General features: G+C 70.6%; 17 protein-coding genes. 10 read left to right on the top strand and 7 right to left on the bottom strand.

The genetic code is table 11. The annotated features are described in order from the left end of the window. Positions 1–1,170: a glycoside hydrolase family 19 protein gene (locus tag UG56_RS28995; RefSeq protein ID WP_143055194.1), complete on the bottom strand. Its 1,170-nt coding sequence runs from the start codon at positions 1,168–1,170 to the stop codon at positions 1–3. Positions 1,171–1,336: 166 nt separating this feature from the next. On the opposite strand from UG56_RS28995, the gene UG56_RS25380 reads away from it, so the two are divergent. The 3 genes from UG56_RS25380 (at position 1,337) to UG56_RS25390 (ending at position 4,552) form a co-directional block, all read left to right on the top strand. Continuing rightward, entirely contained in the window at positions 1,337–2,497 is a 1,161-nt protein-coding gene (locus UG56_RS25380) for an ROK family transcriptional regulator (RefSeq protein WP_045549264.1), read from the top strand. Positions 2,498–2,570: 73 nt separating this feature from the next. Next, entirely contained in the window at positions 2,571–2,981 is a 411-nt protein-coding gene (locus UG56_RS25385; protein WP_071327330.1) for a hypothetical protein, read from the top strand. Beyond that, on the top strand, positions 2,978–4,552 hold the full coding sequence (locus tag UG56_RS25390) for a multicopper oxidase family protein (protein ID WP_045548152.1): 1,575 nt from the start codon (positions 2,978–2,980) through the stop codon (positions 4,550–4,552). The genes UG56_RS25385 and UG56_RS25390 overlap by 4 nt, the downstream gene beginning before the upstream one ends. Before the next feature lie 8 nt (positions 4,553–4,560). Here UG56_RS25390 and UG56_RS25395 read toward each other — a convergent pair whose 3' ends face one another. Then, positions 4,561–4,926 carry a DoxX family protein gene (locus UG56_RS25395; RefSeq protein WP_045548151.1) on the bottom strand — a complete coding sequence of 122 codons (366 nt, stop codon included), beginning with the start codon at positions 4,924–4,926 and terminating at the stop codon, positions 4,561–4,563. Positions 4,927–5,037: 111 nt separating this feature from the next. Between UG56_RS25395 and UG56_RS25400 the strand changes: the two genes are divergently transcribed. Beyond that, on the top strand, positions 5,038–5,415 hold the full coding sequence (locus UG56_RS25400; RefSeq protein WP_045548150.1) for a winged helix-turn-helix transcriptional regulator: 378 nt from the start codon (positions 5,038–5,040) through the stop codon (positions 5,413–5,415). Here the strand turns inward: UG56_RS25400 and UG56_RS25405 are convergent, their stop codons facing one another. Continuing rightward, entirely contained in the window at positions 5,416–7,119 is a 1,704-nt protein-coding gene (locus UG56_RS25405) for a cation:proton antiporter (protein WP_045548149.1), read from the bottom strand. It lies immediately after the preceding gene. 89 nt (positions 7,120–7,208) lie between these two features. Between UG56_RS25405 and UG56_RS25410 the strand changes: the two genes are divergently transcribed. Continuing rightward, positions 7,209–7,754, top strand: coding sequence for a hypothetical protein (locus UG56_RS25410; protein WP_143055195.1), 546 nt, complete (start codon positions 7,209–7,211; stop codon positions 7,752–7,754). Positions 7,755–7,822: 68 nt separating this feature from the next. On the opposite strand, the gene UG56_RS25415 is transcribed toward UG56_RS25410, so the two are convergent. Continuing rightward, the gene (locus UG56_RS25415) at positions 7,823–8,500 is read right to left on the bottom strand and encodes a TetR/AcrR family transcriptional regulator (RefSeq protein WP_052693400.1); all 678 of its coding nucleotides are present in this window, start codon (positions 8,498–8,500) and stop codon (positions 7,823–7,825) included. A 328-nt stretch (positions 8,501–8,828) separates the two neighbouring features. Between UG56_RS25415 and UG56_RS25420 the strand changes: the two genes are divergently transcribed. From UG56_RS25420 to UG56_RS25430, 3 genes are read left to right on the top strand one after another with little or no spacing between them, the layout of a single operon-like run. Next, positions 8,829–10,100 carry a helix-turn-helix domain-containing protein gene (locus UG56_RS25420; protein ID WP_218145289.1) on the top strand — a complete coding sequence of 424 codons (1,272 nt, stop codon included), beginning with the start codon at positions 8,829–8,831 and terminating at the stop codon, positions 10,098–10,100. Continuing rightward, positions 10,097–10,669 carry a GNAT family N-acetyltransferase gene (locus UG56_RS25425; protein WP_052693398.1) on the top strand — a complete coding sequence of 191 codons (573 nt, stop codon included), beginning with the start codon at positions 10,097–10,099 and terminating at the stop codon, positions 10,667–10,669. The genes UG56_RS25420 and UG56_RS25425 overlap by 4 nt, the downstream gene beginning before the upstream one ends. 17 nt (positions 10,670–10,686) lie before the next feature. Continuing rightward, complete coding sequence (locus tag UG56_RS25430) at positions 10,687–11,262, top strand: class IV adenylate cyclase (protein ID WP_045548145.1); 576 nt, start codon at positions 10,687–10,689, stop codon at positions 11,260–11,262. A 66-nt stretch (positions 11,263–11,328) separates the two neighbouring features. Here UG56_RS25430 and UG56_RS25435 read toward each other — a convergent pair whose 3' ends face one another. The 3 genes from UG56_RS25435 to UG56_RS25445 all read right to left on the bottom strand — a co-directional run bounded on the left by UG56_RS25435 (position 11,329) and on the right by UG56_RS25445 (position 14,841). After that, positions 11,329–13,608, bottom strand: a complete 2,280-nt coding sequence (locus tag UG56_RS25435) for a heavy metal translocating P-type ATPase (RefSeq protein ID WP_045548144.1) — start codon at positions 13,606–13,608, stop codon at positions 11,329–11,331. Between the two features lie 74 nt (positions 13,609–13,682). Continuing rightward, positions 13,683–13,889 carry a heavy-metal-associated domain-containing protein gene (locus tag UG56_RS25440; RefSeq protein ID WP_045548143.1) on the bottom strand — a complete coding sequence of 69 codons (207 nt, stop codon included), beginning with the start codon at positions 13,887–13,889 and terminating at the stop codon, positions 13,683–13,685. A gap of 43 nt (positions 13,890–13,932) precedes the next feature. Then, a complete protein-coding gene (locus UG56_RS25445) occupies positions 13,933–14,841 on the bottom strand; it encodes a hypothetical protein (protein ID WP_045548142.1) in 909 nt (302 codons plus the stop codon). A gap of 151 nt (positions 14,842–14,992) precedes the next feature. On the opposite strand from UG56_RS25445, the gene UG56_RS25450 reads away from it, so the two are divergent. Together UG56_RS25450 and UG56_RS25455 are read left to right on the top strand one after the other, a co-directional pair. After that, complete coding sequence (locus UG56_RS25450; RefSeq protein WP_052693397.1) at positions 14,993–18,088, top strand: AfsR/SARP family transcriptional regulator; 3,096 nt, start codon at positions 14,993–14,995, stop codon at positions 18,086–18,088. Positions 18,089–18,145: 57 nt separating this feature from the next. Beyond that, positions 18,146–19,588 (top strand): MFS transporter, encoded by a 1,443-nt coding sequence (locus UG56_RS25455; RefSeq protein WP_045548141.1) that lies wholly within the window; start codon positions 18,146–18,148, stop codon positions 19,586–19,588. The last annotated feature ends 40 nt before the right edge of the window (positions 19,589–19,628 follow it).

Genomic DNA, 19,628 nt, shown 5'->3' on the forward strand with positions numbered 1-19,628 from the left:
TCAGCAGTACAGGTTCCCGCCCGGGTCCACCCCGAGCAGCCCGGTGACCTCGAGGTAGTTGTCGACGCGGCTCTGCACCTGACCGGGGTTGCCGCCGTTGCACTCGAGGGATCCGTTGATCGACCGGATGGTCTCACCGAAGCCGGCGCCGTTGACCATGGCCGCGTGCGCGGTCATGGTGCCCGGGCCGTTCTGGGTGTTCCAGTACCAGAGCCCCGTCTTCCAGGCGACGGCCGGATCGGTGGCGACCAGGTTGGGGTTGTTCAGCAGGTCGATCCCGAGCGCGTCCCCGGCGGCCTTGTAGTTGAAGTTCCAGCTCAGCTGGACCGGGCCGCGACCGTAGTACTGGTCGTTGCCGGCGGGGCAGCCGTAGGACTGGTTGGGGTCGCAGTAGTGCGGGTAGTTGGCCTGGTTCTGCTCGACGACGTAGAGCAGGTCACCGGTCTCGTGGGCGACGTTGGCGATGAACGCCGCGGCCTCGCGCTGCTGGGTCGCCTCGTCCCCAGCATTGGTGAATTCCGGATAGGCGCTGAGCGCCTCGACGAGCCCTGCGTACGTGTAGAAGGGGTTGCGGTTCGGGAAGAGCTGGTCGAACTGGGCCTCGCTGACCGGGAACTCTCCGGCCGTCGGGGCAGGCGACTCCGGGTCGCCGGCGGTGCCGCCGATGTTCACGTCGATGCAGGCGTAGAAGGCGTTCGCGGTGTCGGCGACGTTCCAGACCGCGAGCACCTTCTGGCGGCCGGTGAAGGAGCCGAAGTCGACCTGGTGCTCGACGGTGGCCGGCGGCTGCGCGCCGCCGTCGTCGAACTCGGCGATCTTGGTGCCACCGATGAAGTACTGCCAGGTGCTGGTCCGGTGCTGCGCGCTCAGCGACCAGGTGAAGGTCTGGGTCTTGCCGACCGGGGTGGCCTGCCAGTTCTTCGAGTCGTCGTCGAGCTCCGCGAACCGGGAGTTGCCGCCGGAGCAGCTGGTCAGGCCCTTGGGACCCTCGACGCTCTGCGGTTCGTACTTGATGTCCCCGCAATCGACGGTGCCGGCAGCACACTGGGCCTGCCTGCTCGGGGGGTTCGAGATGTAGCCGTGCGCACTTGCGGGGCTCGTCGGCAGCATGGCCAGGACGGGCGCCAGCAAGATCCCGCCGAGAACGGCGATCTTCGTGGTAGTACGCATTCCAAGCTCCTAGAGGGGGTTGAGATGGATGGCGATCGAAGCCCCTACTGTAAGGTTCCTTTACAGATACCGTCTAGACCCAGCGTGGACAGACCTCGGCCGGAGCCCCGGAATTGTTAGGTTGGTTTTCCGTACGCCACCCTCACCCTCGAAAGGAGCGCCGCCGATGTCGAGAGCACCCAAGACACACCTGATCCGCGACACCAACGACCGCGCGGCGCTCGACCTGATGCTCTCGAACGGGCCGATCACGAAGACCCGGCTCGGCGAGCTCGTCGGCCTCTCGAAGGTGACCGCCGGACAGCTGCTGACCCGCCTCGGGGACCGCGGCCTCGTCGAGGTCGTGGGCGCCCAGCAGGGCGGCCGCGGCCCCAACGCCGCGCTCTACGGAGTGGTCCCCTCGGCCGGCTACGTCGCCGCCCTCCACATCGGCCCCGACCAGATCACCGCGTCGGTCGCCGACATCACCGGCACCGAGCTGGCCACCGGCGAGCTCGACCCCCACGAGGCCTCCGACCCGGTCGAGGCGGTGCGGGCCACCGTCGCCCACGCCACCCGGAGCGCGGGCATCACCATGGAGCAGCTCCGCTGCCTCTCGATCGGTACGCCGGGCATGATCGACCCGCGCACCGGCGACATCCGCTTCGCCAACGACCTGCCGGACTGGCGCGCGGGCGTCCTGGAGGACCTCCGCCGAAGCTTCCAGCGGCCGATACTGATCGAGAACGACGTCAACCTGGCCGGGCTCGCCGAGCAGTCCGCCGGCGCGTCCCACGGCGTCAAGGACTCGGTGCTCGCCTGGATCGACCGCGGTCTGGGCCTCGCGGTGATCGTCGACGGCCGGCTCCACCGCGGCGCCGGCGGCGGTGCCGGCGAGATCGGCTATCTCGCGGTCCCCGGCGCCTCCACGCCGCACGGCACCGACAGCCCTCAGCACGCGGCCTTCCAGTCCCTGGTCAGCGTCGAGGCGATGGACACCCTCGCCCGGGCGTTCGGGCTCAGCGGGAGCGGCGTGGACTGCGTACGCGCCGCCGTCGAGGGCGACGCCGATGCCGAGCCCTTCCTGGAGGAGCTGGCCCGGCGGCTCGCCCTCGGCCTGGCGGGCATCTGCGTGGTGCTCGACCCGGAGCTGTGCGTGCTCGCGGGCGAGGTCGGCCGCGCCGGCGGCGAGGTCCTGGCCGCCCGCGTACAGAAGGCGATCGCCTCGCTCGGCCCGAACGTCCCGACGGTCGTCCCGACCGCGATCTCCGGCGACCCGGTGCTCCGCGGCGCCCTCCAGATGGGCCTCGACACGGCCCGCGACGAGGTCTTCGCGCACCAGGGCTGACCCCGACGAGGATGCGTGGGCGTTCAGGGGAACGCCCGATGCGATACGTACCGCGCCTACATATCGTCGAGGTGTGACCACCGAGATACGCGAGCGCCGACCACGCCTGAGCCTCCTCTGCTTCCGAGCCGTCGCGGTCGTGACCGCGCTCCTCGCCATCGGGCAGCCGATCTTCATCGGCTCCTACTTCGCCGGCACCTTCGAGGCGCTGGGACTCCACTCCGCCGGCGCGGCGGCACTGCAGAGCATCGCCCTGCTGCTGCCGATCGCCGCGGGCGCGGTCGTCGCGGTGCGCGGGCGCTGGTGGTTCCTCGTCTGGTCGCTCGTGCTCTTCCTCCTCATCCACGTCCAGGCGATCCTCGGCTACACCCGCGTCCTCCAGGTGCACGTCCCGCTCGGTGTCCTCACCGTCGGCGTGGCGGTGGCCGTCGCCATCGCTTCCCTGCGCCGCGGCGCCGGCAGCCCGCGGGAGGTCCGGGCATGAGGCTCAGCCGACGCGTCCTCCTCGGCGCCGGCCTGGCCGCGCCGGTCGCCGGATCGCTGGCCGCGTGCGGCCAGGCCCCCGGACAGACCGGACGGGTCCTGCACAGCGCGGCACGGCTGCCGGAGGCGTACGCGACGCCGTTGCCGTTGCCGCCGGTCAGGCGCCCCTCGGGCGGCCTGATCTCGATCGAGCAGCGCAGTGCCTCGGTGGAGATCCTGCCTGGGCTGCGGACCGAGATGATGACGTACGACGGGGTCTTTCCGGGGCCGACGCTGGAGACCCGCCGCGGCCAGGCGGTGACCGTACGCCACACCAACTCCCTCACGCTGCCGACCGCGACGCATCTCCATGGCGGGCACACGCCGGCGGAGAGCGACGGCTGGCCGACGGATCTGCTGGTGCCGCCCGGCTTCGAGGCTCCTGCGCATCACGGTGCTCATCACGCCGGACACGGGGACGGACCCGGCGGCCACGAGGCGATGGCCGACCCGAAGGCGCAGGTCAGAGCGGGGAGACGGGACTACCGTTATCCGCTCGAGCAGCCCGCCACGACGCTCTGGTACCACGACCACCGGATGGACTTCACCGCCCCGCAGGTGTGGCGCGGGCTGGCCGGCTTCCACATCGTCCGCGACGACGAGGAGGACGCGCTCTCGCTGCCCCGCGGCGACCGGGAGCTGCCGCTGATGATCGCCGACCGGGCCTTCGACGAGGACGGCGCACTGCGCTATCCCGCGCGCGACCCGGAGCTGCTGGGTGAGCCCGGCGTCGCGGACCGCTACATGGCCGGCGTGCTCGGCGACGTCGTCCTCGTCAACGGCGCGCCGTGGCCCGAGGCGGAGGTCGAGGCGGCGCAGTATCGGCTGCGGCTGCTCAACGCCTCCAACGCGCGCCGCTACGCGCTCAGTCTGCGGACCTCGGACGGGAAGCCGGTGAAGCTCCTCCAGATCGGCTCCGACGGCGGCCTGCTCGGCGAACCCGTCGAGCACGACCGGATCACGATGGCCTCGGGCGAGCGGTTCGACGTCGTCGTCGACTTCCGGTCACTGGCACCCGGGACGACCATCGAGATGCGCAACGGCCTCGGCACCGGCCGGACCACCCGGGTGATGCGGTTCCGGATCACCCGCCGCGCGACCGACGACGTGAAGATCCCCGAGAAACTGGCCGACGTACCCGAACCCGAGAGTCCCCACGGCGCCGTCGTCCGGCGATGGCACTTCCGCCGCGAGGGCGTCCATGGCCGCCGGGGCTGGGGGATCAACGGCAAGCCCTTCGACCCCGCGGTCCCGCAGGCCCAGGTGCCACTCGGCTCCACCGAGATCTGGGAGTTCTTCACCGACGCCCACCACCCGGTCCATGTCCACCTCTCGCCCTTCCAGGTCCTGCGCCGCGGAAACCGCGGCCCGGGCCCGATGGACCTCGGCTGGAAGGACACCGTCGACATCCGTCCCTACGAGGCCGTCCGGGTCCGGGTGCGCTTCGAGAGGTACGCCGGCCGGTTCCTGATCCACTGTCACAACCTCGAGCACGAGGACATGGCGATGATGGCCGGCTTCGAGACCGTGTGACCGTGGAGCTACGAGCGGGTGGCGAGGAGCAGCGCGACCAGGGCGACGACGATCAGCACACCGTTGAGCCACAGATCCTTGCGCTCTCCACGGGAGAGGTGGAAGGCCGTGGCGAGCACCTGCACCAGCGCCAGCCCTCCGGCCGCCCAGATCGCCAGGGCGGGGGCGATGCCGGTCAGCGGCGGGAGGACGAGACCGAGCGCGCCGGCCATCTCCACCACCCCGATCGCCCGGACTCCCGGCATCGGGATCGCCGTGCCCGCCCACGCCATCATCGGAGCCAGCTGCTCCTGGCTCCGAAGAATCTTCATCCCGCCCGAGTAGAGGTAGAACACCGCGAGCAGCCCCGCGACGACCCAGTATGCGACCACCATGCGAACTCCTTGGTTACGATTAGTAACTGACCGATCGAGAACCCAGCATGGACCGGTTCCGAGAGGCGTACAAAAGGCACATCGGTGTGCCTGTGACGGCAGGAGCGACGCATGTCGGACTACGAGAAGGTCTGCCTGATCAGGGGCGACGGCGGGAGCGCGATCCGAGGCATCCTCGACCGCATCGGCGACAAGTGGAGTCTGCTGGTGATCGCCACGCTGGACGGCGGTCGGATGCGGTTCGGCGATCTGAAGCAGCACGTCCCGGGCATCTCCCAGCGCATGCTCACGCTGACCTTGCGCCATCTGGAGCGCGACGGGCTGGTGAGCCGTACGAGCTATCCCGAGGTGCCGCCACGGGTGGAATACGAGCTGACCGGCATGGGCAGGACGCTCGTCGGCCCGGCGGTCTCCTTGGCCGAGTGGGCGATCCGGCACAACCCGATCATCGACGAGAAGCGACGCGCCTACGACGCCCGCCAGAGCTGACTACACCTCGAGCCGCTTCTCCATGTCGTCGAGGATCGACTCGACCCTGGCGTAGGTGTGGGAGCTGTAGGCCCCGATGCTGCGCTCGGCGGCGAGTGCCTCGCGCATCGCATCGAGGTAGCGCTTCTGCAGGATCATCGTCTGCTCCAGCGCCGCGGGCCGGAGTCTCGGTGCCTCCTGCACACCCGCGAGCACCCGCGGGAGGATGCGGTCCTTGAGCTTGGTCACCAGCTTCGGGTCGATCGGCTCGCCGTCGATCGTCTGCGACTCCAGTGGCCCGAGGGTGTCGACGGCCGACTCACCGACCTGCTGCAGCAGCGAGCGGAACGCGTCGTGCCGGTCCTTGGCGCTCTCCGGGGAGAACCGCAGCCGGCGGATCAGAGCCGGGAGGGTGAGGCCGAAGAGTACGAGGGTGATGAGTGCGACCAGGAAGGCGGCGAGCACGACGGTCGACCGGTGGGAGGTGCCGGCCGGGATGGTCTGGGCCGCGGCGACCGTGACGACGCCGCGCATCCCGGCCCAGCCGATCGTCAGGAAGCCGCGCTTGGTGATCGGCTCGCGCTCCTCGAAGTCGATGTCGGCCCGGCCTCGCGCCAGCCGTCGCCGGGCCGCGGTGATCCGGGCGTCCTCCCGGTCGTCGGCAGGGGTCAGCGAGTCGAGCTTCTCCTCGAACTGGTCCAGGCGGGTGCGTACCTCTTCCTGGGTCTCCTCGCGGTCACGGAGGGCAGGCCCGGCCAGGCCGGCGAACCGGAGCACAACCAGCAGGCCGACGACGGTCAGGACGAGGCCGGCCATCTGGCCCGGCGTGGTCTCGCCCTGGGCGGCATCGACGAAGTCGGGCAGCTGGTAGCCCATCGCCAGGAAGACGCCGCTCTCCAGGATGAAGTTGAACGTGGTCCAGGTGGTGGCCTGGGTCTGTCGGTCGCGGGCGCTGAACCGGCGGCTGCCGAGACCACCGGTCACCAGCCCCGCGACGACCACGGCGAGCACGCCGGACGCGTCCAGCTCTTCGGCCGGGAAGTAGGCGATGAAGGGCACCGCGAACGAGATGGTCGTGTTGAGCACCGGATCGTCCAGCCGCTGGCGGAGCACGACCGTGCCCCAGCCGACGAGGCCACCGATCACGAGCGCGCCCAGCACCGCCCACCCGAACTCCAGGACCGTACGTCCCAGCGAGAACGAGCTGGCCGCAGCGATCCCCGCGACGGCCGTCCGGAGGACCACGAGGGCGGACGCGTCGTTGACCAGGCTCTCCCCCTCCAGCACCGTCATCACCCGCGGCGGCAGCCCGACCCGGCGCCCGATCGCCGTCGCCGCCACCGCGTCGGTGGGGCTGACGACCGCGCCGAGCGCGACCGCGAGCGGGAACGAGATCTCCGGGAACAGCCAGTGCACGACCGCGCCGATCACCAGCGCCGAGACGATCACCATCACGACCGAGAGCCAGCTGATCAGCCGGAAGTTCCGCCGGAAGTCGATCACCGGCAGGTTGACCGCGGAGGAGTAGAGCAACGGCGGCAGTACGCCGGCCAGGATCAGCTCCGGATCGAGCTCGATCGCCGGGGCACCGGGCAGATAGCTCGCCCCGATCCCGAGCCCCACGAGCAGCAGCGGCGCCGCCACCCCCGTACGCCGCGCGAACACCGACGCCGCGATCATGATCACGAGCGCCGCCCCGGCGATCAGCAACACGTGTTCGTCCACGTTTCGGGAGTCTAGGTTCGCAAGCGATGATTCAGCCGTAGGAAACGTGGCCTATGCACATAGCGCTACTCCAGAGCCGGAGGCCTAGATTGTTCATCGAGCCCTTCTTCCGCTCGCTGCCGCTCGCTTTGCCGACCATCATCGGCGCAGGGGTGCTTGCCGTCCTGGGAGCACCATGGTGGGCAAGGTGGTTGCGTGTGCCGCGCACGACCGCGGTCTTGTTCGTCGCGGTGTGCGGCGCCTACCTGGGCGTGACCGCAACGCCGAACATATCCGGGCTGTGGGGGACTCCGGGCGCGTCTCGTGGGCTCATGCTCGAAGTCCAGCTGCCGTCACTTGGGAACCTCTTGATGATCAGTTCCGACTCACTCAATGTTCTAGCTGGGGCAAGCCTGGGCGCGGTATCAGTGCTGATGTGGTGCGCCGGCCGCCGAGGGGTCGCTGTCGCCACCGCGGTGGGGCTGCCTCTACTGGTGGAGCTGATTCAGATGCTCTTTCCGGCGATGGGACGGATCGGGTTCCTGCTGAGTGATGTCGTCGTGAACTGGATAGGAGCCGCTCTCGGGGCCGGTATCGGCGCCGCTCTCGCGGTAGCGATCGCGGCGGCAACCTCGGCCAAAGCAGTTCCCGAGTAGATCCAGCCCGGGCAAGCGCAACGACAGCCCCTGAGCCTGTACGTCGAGACAGTCTCAGGGGCTGTTCGCTATCCGCACCTTGCGTCTCCGCCCGCGCTGCCATCGACTTGGTCCAGCTGACCCAGGAGGGTGGCGGCGGTCTTCTGTGCGAGGTCGATACGAGCCTGGTCGATGCCACACAGCCGTAGGCATGAGGATGCGATAGACGCAGACTCGTCGAGATCGATGCGGCGGCCGGCGTTCCGCAGCCCGATGACCTCCTCGACGTTGTGGACCAGCTTCTCTCCGAGTCGGACCGGCCCGAGAGCACCGAGGACCTCGGAAGTCGCGATCGGCTCGGCCAGGCGCGCGTAGGTGGCAGCGAGATCCGAGCGGGCCTCGGTGAACTCGTCGAACCCCTCGACTTGGGCGACATCAGGGGCGAGGTAGAGCCAACCAATGTTGTGCGGCGCCTTTGCCAACGTACGAACGTCGGTGAGCGCCACCAGGTACAGCACCGTGTCAGGGTCGTCGGTCAGCGACTCCATCCGGGCGACGCTGTCCACCGTGGGCCGGATCGTCTGAGCCAGCAGCTCCGTGACGATCTCACCCTTGCCCGCGAAGTGGTAGTAGAGCGAGGCCTGCCGGATTCCGACCGCCTCGGCGATCTCCCGGGTCGAGGTCGCGGCGTATCCCTTGCTGGTGAACAACCGAGCGGCGGCTTCGAGGATCTGCTCGCGCGGCGATCCGTTGAGCTGAGGATGCACGAGGCGCGGGCGCCCAGGCCGTCCGCGACGAGGACCGATGGCTGGTACTGAACTCATGGTGCTCCATGACTCTCAGGGTGGGTATGCGTTTCGACCTTGCTGACCCCGGCACCGGAGACTCGTCGGCCCCGCTGGGGAGCACCTCGCGTCTGGCGAGATACGCGGAGCGGCAGGATGCGACGGCTTGCTCGCAGATGCGTTCGTTCGACCGGTGCCGGGGGTCACTTCTCAGCCTGCTCACCGGCGAGGTGATTCGGAACGCCCACGTGTGGCCCATGCGTGGCCCTTTGCCTGCCCACGGGTGCGTAAACCTGGTTCAATGCCGAAGGTGGACACCTGGACCGGGGCGGAAGCGCGACTGTTGCGAAAGGTGGCGCTGCGCATGACGGTGCGCGAATTCGCGACCGAGCTCGGCATCTCGCCCCGAACCGTCTCCAAGTGGGAGCAGGCTGGCTCCTCACGACAACCGCGACCCCACTTCCAGGCCATGTTCGACACGCTTCTCGACCGCGCCGACAAAGCCGCACACAGACGCTTCGCTCAGGCTCTCGCCGATCGCGATAGCGACGACTCCGGCGTGGACCGACGCGTGTTCAACAAGACTCTGCTCGGTATCAGCACACTCGCCCTACCAGCGTGGGCCCACACAACGTCCGCCACTCCAGCCGGCATGAATGTCGACAAGGTGCACGTTCAGACGCTCCGCGCAGCCGCCGACTGGATCCGGCAACGCGACCAGCACGTCGGCGGCGGCGTGCTGCTGCACCAAGCCGCGGACTGCCTGACCAGGGCGAAGGCCATGCTCGAGACCGCGACCTATACCCCGGAGGTCGGCACCGCCTTGATGAGCGCCACCGGCGATCTCGCACTGTGCGCCGGGTGGGTCGCCTATGACGCCGACCGGGAGGATCTGGCTCGGCAGTGGTATTCAGATGCACTCGCTCTCGCCAGCGAGGCCGGTGACGACGACCTTGCCGTCCACGCGCTTCAGAACGCGAGCCTCCTTGCCATGTCGCCCACGGGGACCGGTTCGCCCAGCCGCGCGATGCAGCTGACCGAGCGCTCCCGCATCATCGCCCGCAACATCCGTTCAAGCCGGCTGCACGCCCTCATCGCTGCGCGCTCGGCGATCGCGCACGCGGCTATGGGCGACCGTCCCAACTTCGAAAGAGCGATCGGAACCGCATGGCGTGAGGTCGAGCACGCAGAGGGCCACGAGCCACCTGCGGACACAGCGATCTGGCTGCAGTTCGTCGTTCCCGCCGAAGTTCGGTATCACGAAGCGCGAGGACACGCCTACCTCGGTGATCTCGACGCCGCCGCTGCCATCTACCACGCCGGAGCGGAGGAACAGCCAGATCCACGGAACGCTACGAACTATCGTGCCGCGCTCGCCTCGACCCTCGCTGACGCAGGCGATACCTCGACCGCGATCACCGAGGGCGTAACCGTGCTGAGCTCACTGGAAGAGAATGTGTCCTCGTGGCGGACGTTGCGACGGCTCGAACCTGTTCGAGAAGCGGCTGCCAACCACCGGGGCGGTGAAGAGTTCCACGTGCGTTTCGACAACCTGAAAGCGATGAACGGTGGTGCCGCATGACATCCCTCGACGCCCTCACCTTCCAGCGGTTCGACGCGCAAGCAGCACGCGGCGCCTCCGCGCTCATCGAGGACCTCTACGTTCGATCTCACGAGGACGCCATCGCCAGCGGCGACCCCTTCCGCACCACGGCCACCTTCATGAACCGGTTCGAGCGCTACACCAACACTCCCGGTTTCGACATGGTCGTCGCGTACGAGGCGGGAGACCCTGTCGGGCTGACCTGGGGTTGGCCCTTGAAGGCCGGAAGCTCCTGGTGGGATGGGCTACTCACCGACCTGGGAGCTGACTTCACGAAGGAGTCGGGGCAGCGCACCTTCGCCCTCAGCGAGATCATGGTCGCGAGCGAGTGGATGGGCCGAGGCGTGGCGCATGCCCTGCACGACGAACTCCTCGCTGCCCGCACCGAACCACGCGCAACCTTGCTCGTCTCGCCCACCAACGAACGTGCGTACACCGCCTACAAACGCTGGGGTTGGCAGTGCGTCGGACAGCTCCGCCCGGCCTGGCCTGATGCACCGACCTTCGACGTACTGATGCACGACCTGCCCGTTCAACCGACCTCCTGATCAGGGAAGGCGGAACAGTGAGCGGACTCATCGAGGTCGAGCTGAAGGCCAAGGTCAGCGATGTCGACCACGTCCGGGCCGAGCTCGAACGACTGGCATCCGGAATCGATGAGACCTACCACGACACCTACTACGACCTGCCCGATGAGACTCTGACCGCCCGTGACCAGGAGCTTCGGGTCCGGACTGTCACCAACGATTCCGGCAGCCGCTCGCTGTTGACCTTCAAGACCGCCCCAGTCGAAACGGCCTCGGGGTCCAGGCCCGAGCACGAGACCGAGATGACCGACCCGGCTGTTGCCGACACCGTTCTGAAGGCTCTGGGCGCGGTGGAGCTGATCTCGTTTCGCAAGCTGTGTCGCAACCATCGGTTCGAGGCCGAGGGCCGCGAGTTTCTGGCGACTCTCGTCGAGGTGCCCGAGATCGAAGGTACGTATCTGGAGGTCGAGACGCTGGCGCCTACCGACGACGTCGAGGCCGGCCTCGGCACGATCCGGACCGTCCTCGCGAAACTTGGAATCAGCGATGGCGACCTCACCACCGAGACCTACACCGGAGCAGTCGCTGCCGCCCGCCAGCGGGGAGTTGGATAGTACGCAGACCGAGAGACACTGCTTCTCGAGCACGGTCACGCCCGAGGAGCAGTGTCTCCATTCGGATCAGCGGAAACGTCGCAGCCGGAGGCTGTTGCTCACCACGAAGACCGACGAGAAGGCCATCGCGGCACCGGCGAGCATCGGGTTGAGCAGCCCGGCGACGGCCAGCGGGATCGCCGCGACGTTGTAGGCGAAGGCCCAGAACAGGTTGCCCTTGATCGTGGCCAGCGTGCGGCGGGAGAGCCGGATCGCGTCGGCTGCGACCCGCAGGTCGCCGCGGACCAGGGTCAGGTCGCTGGCCTGGATGGCGACGTCGGTGCCGGTGCCCATCGAGAGGCCGAGATCGGCCTGGGCCAGTGCCGGGGCGTCGTTGACGCCGTCGCCGACCATCGCGACCACGCGTCCCTCCTCCTGCAGCCGGCGGACCACGGCGACCTTGTCCTCGGGGAGCACCTCGGCGATGACGGTGTCCGCGGAGACCGGGATGCCGACCTCGGCGGCAACGCTCCGGGCGACCGTCTCGTTGTCGCCGGTGAGCAGGACCGGGGTCAGGCCGAGCCGCTGGAGTTCCGCGATCGCGGCGGCCGAGGTCGGCTTGATCACGTCGTTGACGACCAGGACGCCGCGCGCGTGTCCGTCCCAGCCGACAGCGACGGCGGTGCGGCCCTCGCTCTCGGCCTCGGCCATCGCGAGGGCGAGGTCGCCGGGAAGGTACTGGCTCCACTCCTCGAGCAGGCGGACCCGGCCGACGAGGACGGCGTGGCCCTCGACGATGCCCTGCACGCCCAGGCCCGGGACGTTGGCGAAGTCCTCGGCCGCGGGCAGGGTGCCGACGCGGGCCTCGGCTCCGGAGGCGATGGCGCGGGCGATCGGGTGCTCGGAGGCGTACTCCAGGGCGCCGGCCAGCCGGGCGATCTCGTCGGCGTCCTCGCCGGGTGCGGCGATCACATCGGTCAGCGTCATGGTCCCGCTGGTGACGGTGCCGGTCTTGTCGAGCACGATCGTGTCGATCTGACGGGTGCTCTCGAGCACCTCGGGTCCCTTGATGAGGATGCCGAGCTGGGCGCCGCGTCCGGTGCCGACCATCAGCGCCGTGGGCGTGGCCAGACCGAGCGCGCACGGGCAGGCGATGATCAGCACCGCGACCGCCGCGGTGAAGGCGGTGGCGGTCCCGGCGCCCGCGCCGAGCCAGAAGCCGAGAGTGATGGCCGAGAGGGCGATCACGATGGGTACGAAGACGCCCGAGATCCGGTCGGCGAGCCGCTGCGCCGCGGCCTTGCCGGTCTGCGCCTCCTCGACCAGGCGCGCCATCTGGGCGAGCTGGGTGTCGGCGCCGACCCGGGTCGCCCGGACGACGATGCGCCCGCCGGCGTTCACGGTGGCCCCGGTGACGGCGTCGCCGGGTGCGACCTCGACCGGTACGGACTCGCCGGTCAGCATCGCCGCGTCGATGGCAGAGGACCCGTCCTCGACGATGCCGTCGGTGGCGACCTTCTCCCCGGGACGTACGACGAACAGGTCGCCGACGGCGAGCTCGTCGATCGGGATTCGGGTCTCGGACCCGTCGCGGAGGACGGCGACCTCCTTGGCGCCGAGCTCGAGGAGCGCGGTGAGGGCAGCGCCAGCACGGCGCTTCGAGCGGGCCTCGAAGTAGCGGCCGGCGAGGATGAAGGTCGTGACGCCGGCTGCCGCCTCGAGGTAGATGTTGCCGAGCCCGTTCGTACGCTCGATGGCGAGGCTGAACGCGTGGGTCATCCCGGGCTCGCCGGCGGTGCCGAGGAAGAGGGCGTACAGGGACCAGCCGAAGGCGGCCAGGGTCCCGACGGAGACCAGCGTGTCCATGGTCGCCGCGCCGTGGCGCGCGTTGGTCCACGCCGCCCGGTGGAACGGTGCCGCGCCCCAGACCACGACCGGCGCGGCGAGGGTGAGCGAGAGCCACTGCCAGCTCTCGAACTGCAGGGCCGGCACCATCGCCATCAGCACCACCGGGACGGTGAGCAGCGCCGAGATCAGCAGCCGCTGCCGGAGCCGGTCGACGGGGTCGGTGGCCTCGGCGTCGACGGGCGCGCTCGACGACGGGTCCTCGCGACGAGGCTCCGTCGCGCCGTACCCGGCGCTCTCGACGGTCGCGATCAACACGCTCGCGTCGATGTCGGTGTTGTCCGCGGCGACGGAGATCTTCGCCTTCTCGGTCGCGTAGTTGACGGTCGCGGTGACGCCGTCGAGCTTGTTGAGCTTGCGCTCGATGCGGTTCGCGCACGACGCACAGGTCATGCCGTCGATCTCGAGCTCGAAGTCGGTCGTGGGTGCAGAGGTTGATGGAGAGGTTCCGGAGACGGTCATGACGGTGTCCTTCGGGTGGGTGGATCGGCGTACGCGTCGGCTCCCCTTCACGGGGAGGGGAGCCGACGCGGGTCTCAGCCGGCCAGCTGGTAGCCGGCCTCCTCGACCGCGCGCTGAACCAGCACGGGGTCGAGCTCGTTCTCGGAGGTGACGGTCACCTGGCCGGTGGCCAGGTCGACGTCGACGGAGGAGACGCCCGCGATCTGGGTGACCTCCTCGGTGACGGAGCTGACGCAGTGGCCGCAGGTCATCCCGGAAACGGTGTAGGTGGTGCTGCACATGGTGCTTTCCTCTCTCTGTGGTGGACCCTGCTGGAGCAGGGAGTCAGTGGGCTGTTCCGTGGGCTTCGGCCGTGGCGGTGAAGGCCGCCGTGCGCACCTCACCGGCGTGCTGGAAGTCGAGGAACAGGCGGTACGTCCCGGCCGAGGGCACCTCGGCGGAGAAGGTGATCTCCGGGCCGGGCTGCGTGCGCCCGTCTCCGGGCGCCCCGTCGGGATGGACGTGGAGGTAAGCCAGGTCGCCGTCGCGGAGCGCGACCAGATGGCCGTACGCCTCGAGGTAGGGCTCCAGGTCGGTGACCGGCTCGCCGTCGCGGGTCACGGTCAGGGTCAGGCGCGAGGTCTTGCCCGCGACCAGATGCCCGCCCAGGTCCACCTGGTAGGGGCTGACCGTGCTGGTGGTGGCGGCCGCCGGCAGCGGCTGCGGCTCGCAGGGCCCGCCGACGAAGAGGTCCTGGCCGAGGGTCAGGCCCTCGTCCGCGGCCTCCGGCCGGAAGTCGGCGAAGACGCGGTAGGTCCCGGCCTCGGCGAGGTCGGCGGCGACCGCCCAGGTGCCGTCGGCGGACATCACCGGGTGCACGTGCTGGAAGGTGGCCAGGTCGCGGCGTACGACGATCAGGTGGAGCTTCTTGCCGTGCGCGGTCGCGAACCGGGTGACGGGCTCGTGGTCGTCACCGAGGATCCGGAACCGCAGCGTGGCGTCGGGCGTGCGCTGGTAGCGGTCCTCGACGAGATCGAGGGTGTAGCCGCCCTCGCTGACGTTGAGCCCGGTGGCTGCGGGCGCCTTCCCGGCACCGTGCCCGGCGTGGCCGCCGTGGCTGCTGTTCTCGGTCGCGTGCTCCGGGTGGCGCTCCGGCTCGCCGAGCGGGCCGACGGAGGCGCCCACGGCGGAACCCAGGCCGCCGAGGGCAACGACGGCTCCGGCGAACGCACCGACCTTGGCAATGGCGTTCATGTGATCACTCCTGGCTCGGATCTCGATGTGTTGACGTGCCAGAGGTTGGTCGGGCGATCTGTCTGCGTACTGTCCCGGCGTTGTCGCGGCCCGGACAGGTGCGGACAGATATCCGTTCGGCGCCCGAGCGGGGCCTGACTACGATCTCGACGTGCTGCCGACCTCGCGTGACATCCGCTTCGGGCTGCTCGGTCCGTTCGAGGCGACGGTCGACGGCGAGACCGTCAAGGTCCCCGGCTCGGCGGAGCGGGCCCTGCTCTCGGTGCTGCTCCTGGCGCGCGGCCGGATCGTGCCGGCCTCGGCGCTCATCGACCGGCTGTGGGCCGACTCGTCGCTGCCGGCCGACCCGTTGAACGCGCTCCAGCTCCGGGTCTCCAAGCTGCGCCGGGTGTTCAAGGCGGTCGGGCTGGACCTGGTGCAGCGCGACGGCGGCGGCTACCGGGCAGCCGTCGACCCCGAGAGCATCGACGCCGAGACGTTCGAGCGACGGATCCGGGAGGTCCGGGCATCGGTCGCCGGTTCGGGGAGCCCGAGCGAGGAGGATCTGGCCACCTACGACGCGGCGCTCGGGCTCTGGCGCGGCGAGGCGCTCGCCGACTTCGCCACCGAGCCGTGGGCGGTTCCCGAGTCGGTGCGGCTGGAGGACCTGCGCCGGACGGCGTACGCCGAGCGGGCCCAGATCGCGCTGTCGCTGGGCCGCCACGCCGAGGTCGTCACCGACCTCGAGCCGCTGCTGCGTACCGACCCCGCCCACGAGGCCATGGCCGGCCTGCTGATGGTCGCGCTCTACCGTGCCGGCCGGCAGGCCGATGCCCTCGAGGTCTTCACCCGCACCCGGAAGACGTTGGACGCCGACCTCGGTCTCGAGCCGTCGACCTCCCTGCGGTCGCTCCACGAGCGGGTGCTCCGGCAGGACCCGTCGCTCGGCTCCTCCGGCGAGGTCACCCTCTCCACGCCGGCGACCGCTCCGCACCACGCCCGCTCCGGAGCGCGGCTCTCCAACCTCCCGACCGACCTCACCCCGCTCGTGGGGCGCGACGACCTGCTCGCCTCCCTGAGCGAGCGCGTCGGCAGCTCCAGGCTGACCACTCTCGTCGGCCCCGGCGGCTCCGGGAAGACCGCCCTGGGCCTGCATGCCGCCCACCGTCTCGCCGAGCGGTTCCCGGACGGCACCTTCCTCGTCCGGCTCGCCGCGATCCGAAGCCGCGAGCACATCGTCCCGGCCGTCGCCGCGGCCGTGGCGATGCCGCAGGACGGGTCGGCGACCGACCTGCAGGCACGGCTGGTCGACTTCCTCGCCGACAAGCACCTGCTCCTGGTCATCGACAACTGCGAGCACCTCGTCGATCCAGTCGCGACCCTGGTCGAACGGCTGCTGGCCCGCTGCCCGCGGCTCACCGTCATCGCCACCAGCCGGGAGCCCCTCGCCCTGCCGAGCGAGGTGCAGACTCTCGTCGGCCCGCTCCCGACACCGCTCGAGGACGACGACCCCGAGACGATCGCGACGACCCCCTCGGTGCAGCTGCTCGTTCGCCGGATCGCGACCGTCCTGCCCGGGATCGAGACCGACCCTGATGCGTACGTCCCGCTCGGCCGTATCGCCCGCGCGCTCGACGGCATGCCGCTGGCGCTGGAGCTGGCCGCGGCCCGCGCCGCCTCGCTGTCCCCGAGCGACCTCGCCGACCGGCTCGACCAGCGGTTCACGCTCCTCACCTCGGGACCACGGACGGCGGAGGACCGCCAGCGCACCCTCCGCGCGACCGTGGACTGGAGCTACGACCTGCTCGACGACCTCGAGAAGCGCGTCTTCGAAGGGCTCGCCGTGTTCCACGGCGGCTGGACCCTGACCGCGGCCGAGCAGGTCCTCGCCGACGACGAGACCGACCCGAGCCAGGTCATCCACGCCGTGGGCCGCCTGGTCGAGCAGTCCCTGATCGTCGCCGAACGCGGCCCCCTCACCCGCTACCGCATGCTCGAGACCCTGCGCGAGTACGCCGCCGAACGGCTCTCCCGGACCGGCCGCAGCGACGCCCTGGCCGCCCGGCACGCCCACCACTTCACCGAGATCGCGGAGCGGTCGGCGCAGGCGCTGCGCGGTCAGGGCGACCCCCGCGCGCGGAACCTCCTTGGCGACGAGCAGGCCAACGTACGCTCCGCCATCGCCTGGCTGGAGGGCCCGGCCGGCGACGTCGACGCCGCCCTGCGGCTGGCCGGCCACCTCGGCCTCTTCTGGCACCAGGGCCGCCATCTCGAGGGCCGCCGGATCCTGCGGCGTCTCCTGGAGACCGGCCGCGGGACAGCGTCGGCACGGGCCGCTGCCCTGCAGGCGGTGTCGCTGGTCGAACGCCCCCGCGCCTGCGTCGTCCACCCGCACCCGCGCTGTGCCGAGGCGGCCCGCGAGAGCCTCGCGATCTTCAGCAGCGACGGCGACGCCGACCGGGCCGCCGTCTCGCAGGTGCTGCTCGCGGTCGAAGGGGTCAACGGCCAGGATCCGGAGGCGGCAGCCCTGCTGGATGCCGCCGAGCGGTCGTTCCGCGATCGCGGGGACCGCTGGGGCCTCGCCGTCGCCGGCTTCGTACGTCTCGAGACCGCCCTCAAGGCCAGAGACGAGGCGGCGGCGATGCGCCTCGGCCGGGCCACCGCGGCCGAGTTCCGCCACCTCGACGACTCGTGGGGTCACAGCGCCGTCCTCTACCACCTCGGCTACGGCCTGCGGCAGTTCGGACGTCTGCGGGAGTCGGCCCGCACGCTCGAGCAGGCCATCGACGTCGCGGCCTCGGCCGGCATCCACAACACCGTGCAGTGGGCTCTCGCCGACCTCGGCATCACCCACCTGGGCCTGGGCGATCACGAGTCGGCCGAGGACGCGTTCCGCCGCGCTGAGCTGGCGTCGCGGCACGTCGGCGACCGCGCCGGGTCGGTCCTGGCGGCGTACGGACGTGGCCGGCTCGCCGAGCGTCGGGAGGACTGGTCGAGCGCCATCGACCTGCTGACGGCGGCGATCCAGGGCTTCGAGACGCTGCAGACGCCCGCGATGACGGCGAAGGCGACCCTCGCGCTGGCCCGGTGCCACGAGCGGCTCGGCGAGACGGAGGCGGCCGTGGAGCGCTACGACGAGGCCCGCAGCCTCGGCCTCGCCACCGGCGAGGTCGCCCTCGTGGGCCAGGCGGACGAAGCGCTGTCCCGGCTGACCGGGGGCACGACGGACGACACGACGGACGGCGCCCGGACAGACCAGGGACAGTAGCGCGGGACAGGTTCTCCTCACGCGGTCGAACGGCCGCCCTGACGAAGAGAGAGAACCATGTCTTCCACAGCATCCCCGGCGGCGGGTGCCAACAGCCGCCGCTGGCTCGCCCTCGGCCTCATCGCCGCCGCCCAGTTCATGGTCATCATGGACACCTCCATCATCGGCGTGGCGCTTCCCGAGATCCAGCGTGATCTCGGCTTCGCCCCGCAGGACCTCAGCTGGGTCTTCAACGCCTACGTGGTCGCCTTCGGCGGCCTCCTGCTGCTCGGGGGCCGGCTCTCCGACCTGCTCGGCGCGCGCCGGCTCTTCGCCCTCGGCTGGCTGGTCCTCGGCGTCGGCTCGCTGGTCGCCGGACTGGCCGACACCGTCGCCGTCGAGATCGCCGGCCGCGCCGTCCAGGGCGCCGGCTCCGCGCTGATCGCGCCCTCGGCGCTGACCCTGCTGTTCATGACCTTCGGGGCGAACCCGAAGGAGCTGACCAAGGCGCTCGCGCTCTACGGCGCGGCCGCCCCGGCCGGCGGCACCGCCGGCGTGTTCCTCGGTGGCGTGCTCACCGAGTACCTCTCCTGGCCGTGGGTCTTCTTCATCAACCTGCCGATCGCCCTCGCGGTCCTCGCCCTGACGCCCGGCGCGATGCCGGCCGGCACGGCTCAGCGGGGCCGCATCGACCTGCTCGGCGCGCTGACCGTCACCCTGGGCCTCGCCGCCGTGGTCTTCGCGGTCGTACGCGTCCCCGAAGAGGGCTGGGCATCGCCGAGCACGCTCGTCGCCGGGGCCATCGGCATCGCCCTGCTCGTCGCGTTCGTCGCCCTGCAGGCCGGATCCTCGGCGCCGCTCATGCGCCTGGGCATCTTCAAGGCCACGAACCTCGCCGCCGCGAACATCGCCCAGCTCCTGCTCGGCGCCGCCTGGATCCCGATGTTCTTCTTCATCAACCTCTACCTCCAGCAGGTCCTCGGCCTCGGCGCCTTCGCGTCCGGCGCGGCCCTGCTGCCGATGACGGTGACGATCATGCTCGGCATGGTCGCCGTCGCTCCGCGGCTGACCGCGGCGTACGGCCCGAAGGCGATGACCGTCGGCGGCCTGGTCGTCCTCGGGGCGGGCCTGGTCTGGCTCTCCCGGATCGACGCCGACGGCAGCTTCGCGGTCGATGTGCTCCCCGCGACCCTGGTCACCGCGGCGGGCATGGCGCTGGCCTTCATCCCCTCCCTGAGCACGGCGCTCGGCGCCGCCGCTCCCGAGGAGGGCGGTCTGGCCGCCGGGATCGTCAACACCAGCTACCAGGTCGGCTCCGCGCTCGGGCTGGCGGCGATGACCGTCGTCGCGGCCGCGTACGGCTCGGACCAGGTCGGTGACCTGGCCGCCATGACCGACGGCTTCTCGGCCGGGTTCCTCGGCGCCGCCGGCATCGCCCTCGCCGGTGCCGTCGTCACCGGGATCGGCTGGAAGACGGTTCGCACCGAGACCGCGGCCGAGTCGGTACCCGCCGGCCGCTAGCCCGCGCTATCCCGTCGTGGCCCCGGATCCGTCCGGGGCC

This window comes from Nocardioides luteus, assembly GCF_000960475.2.
Lineage (GTDB): Bacteria > Actinomycetota > Actinomycetes > Propionibacteriales > Nocardioidaceae > Nocardioides > Nocardioides luteus_A.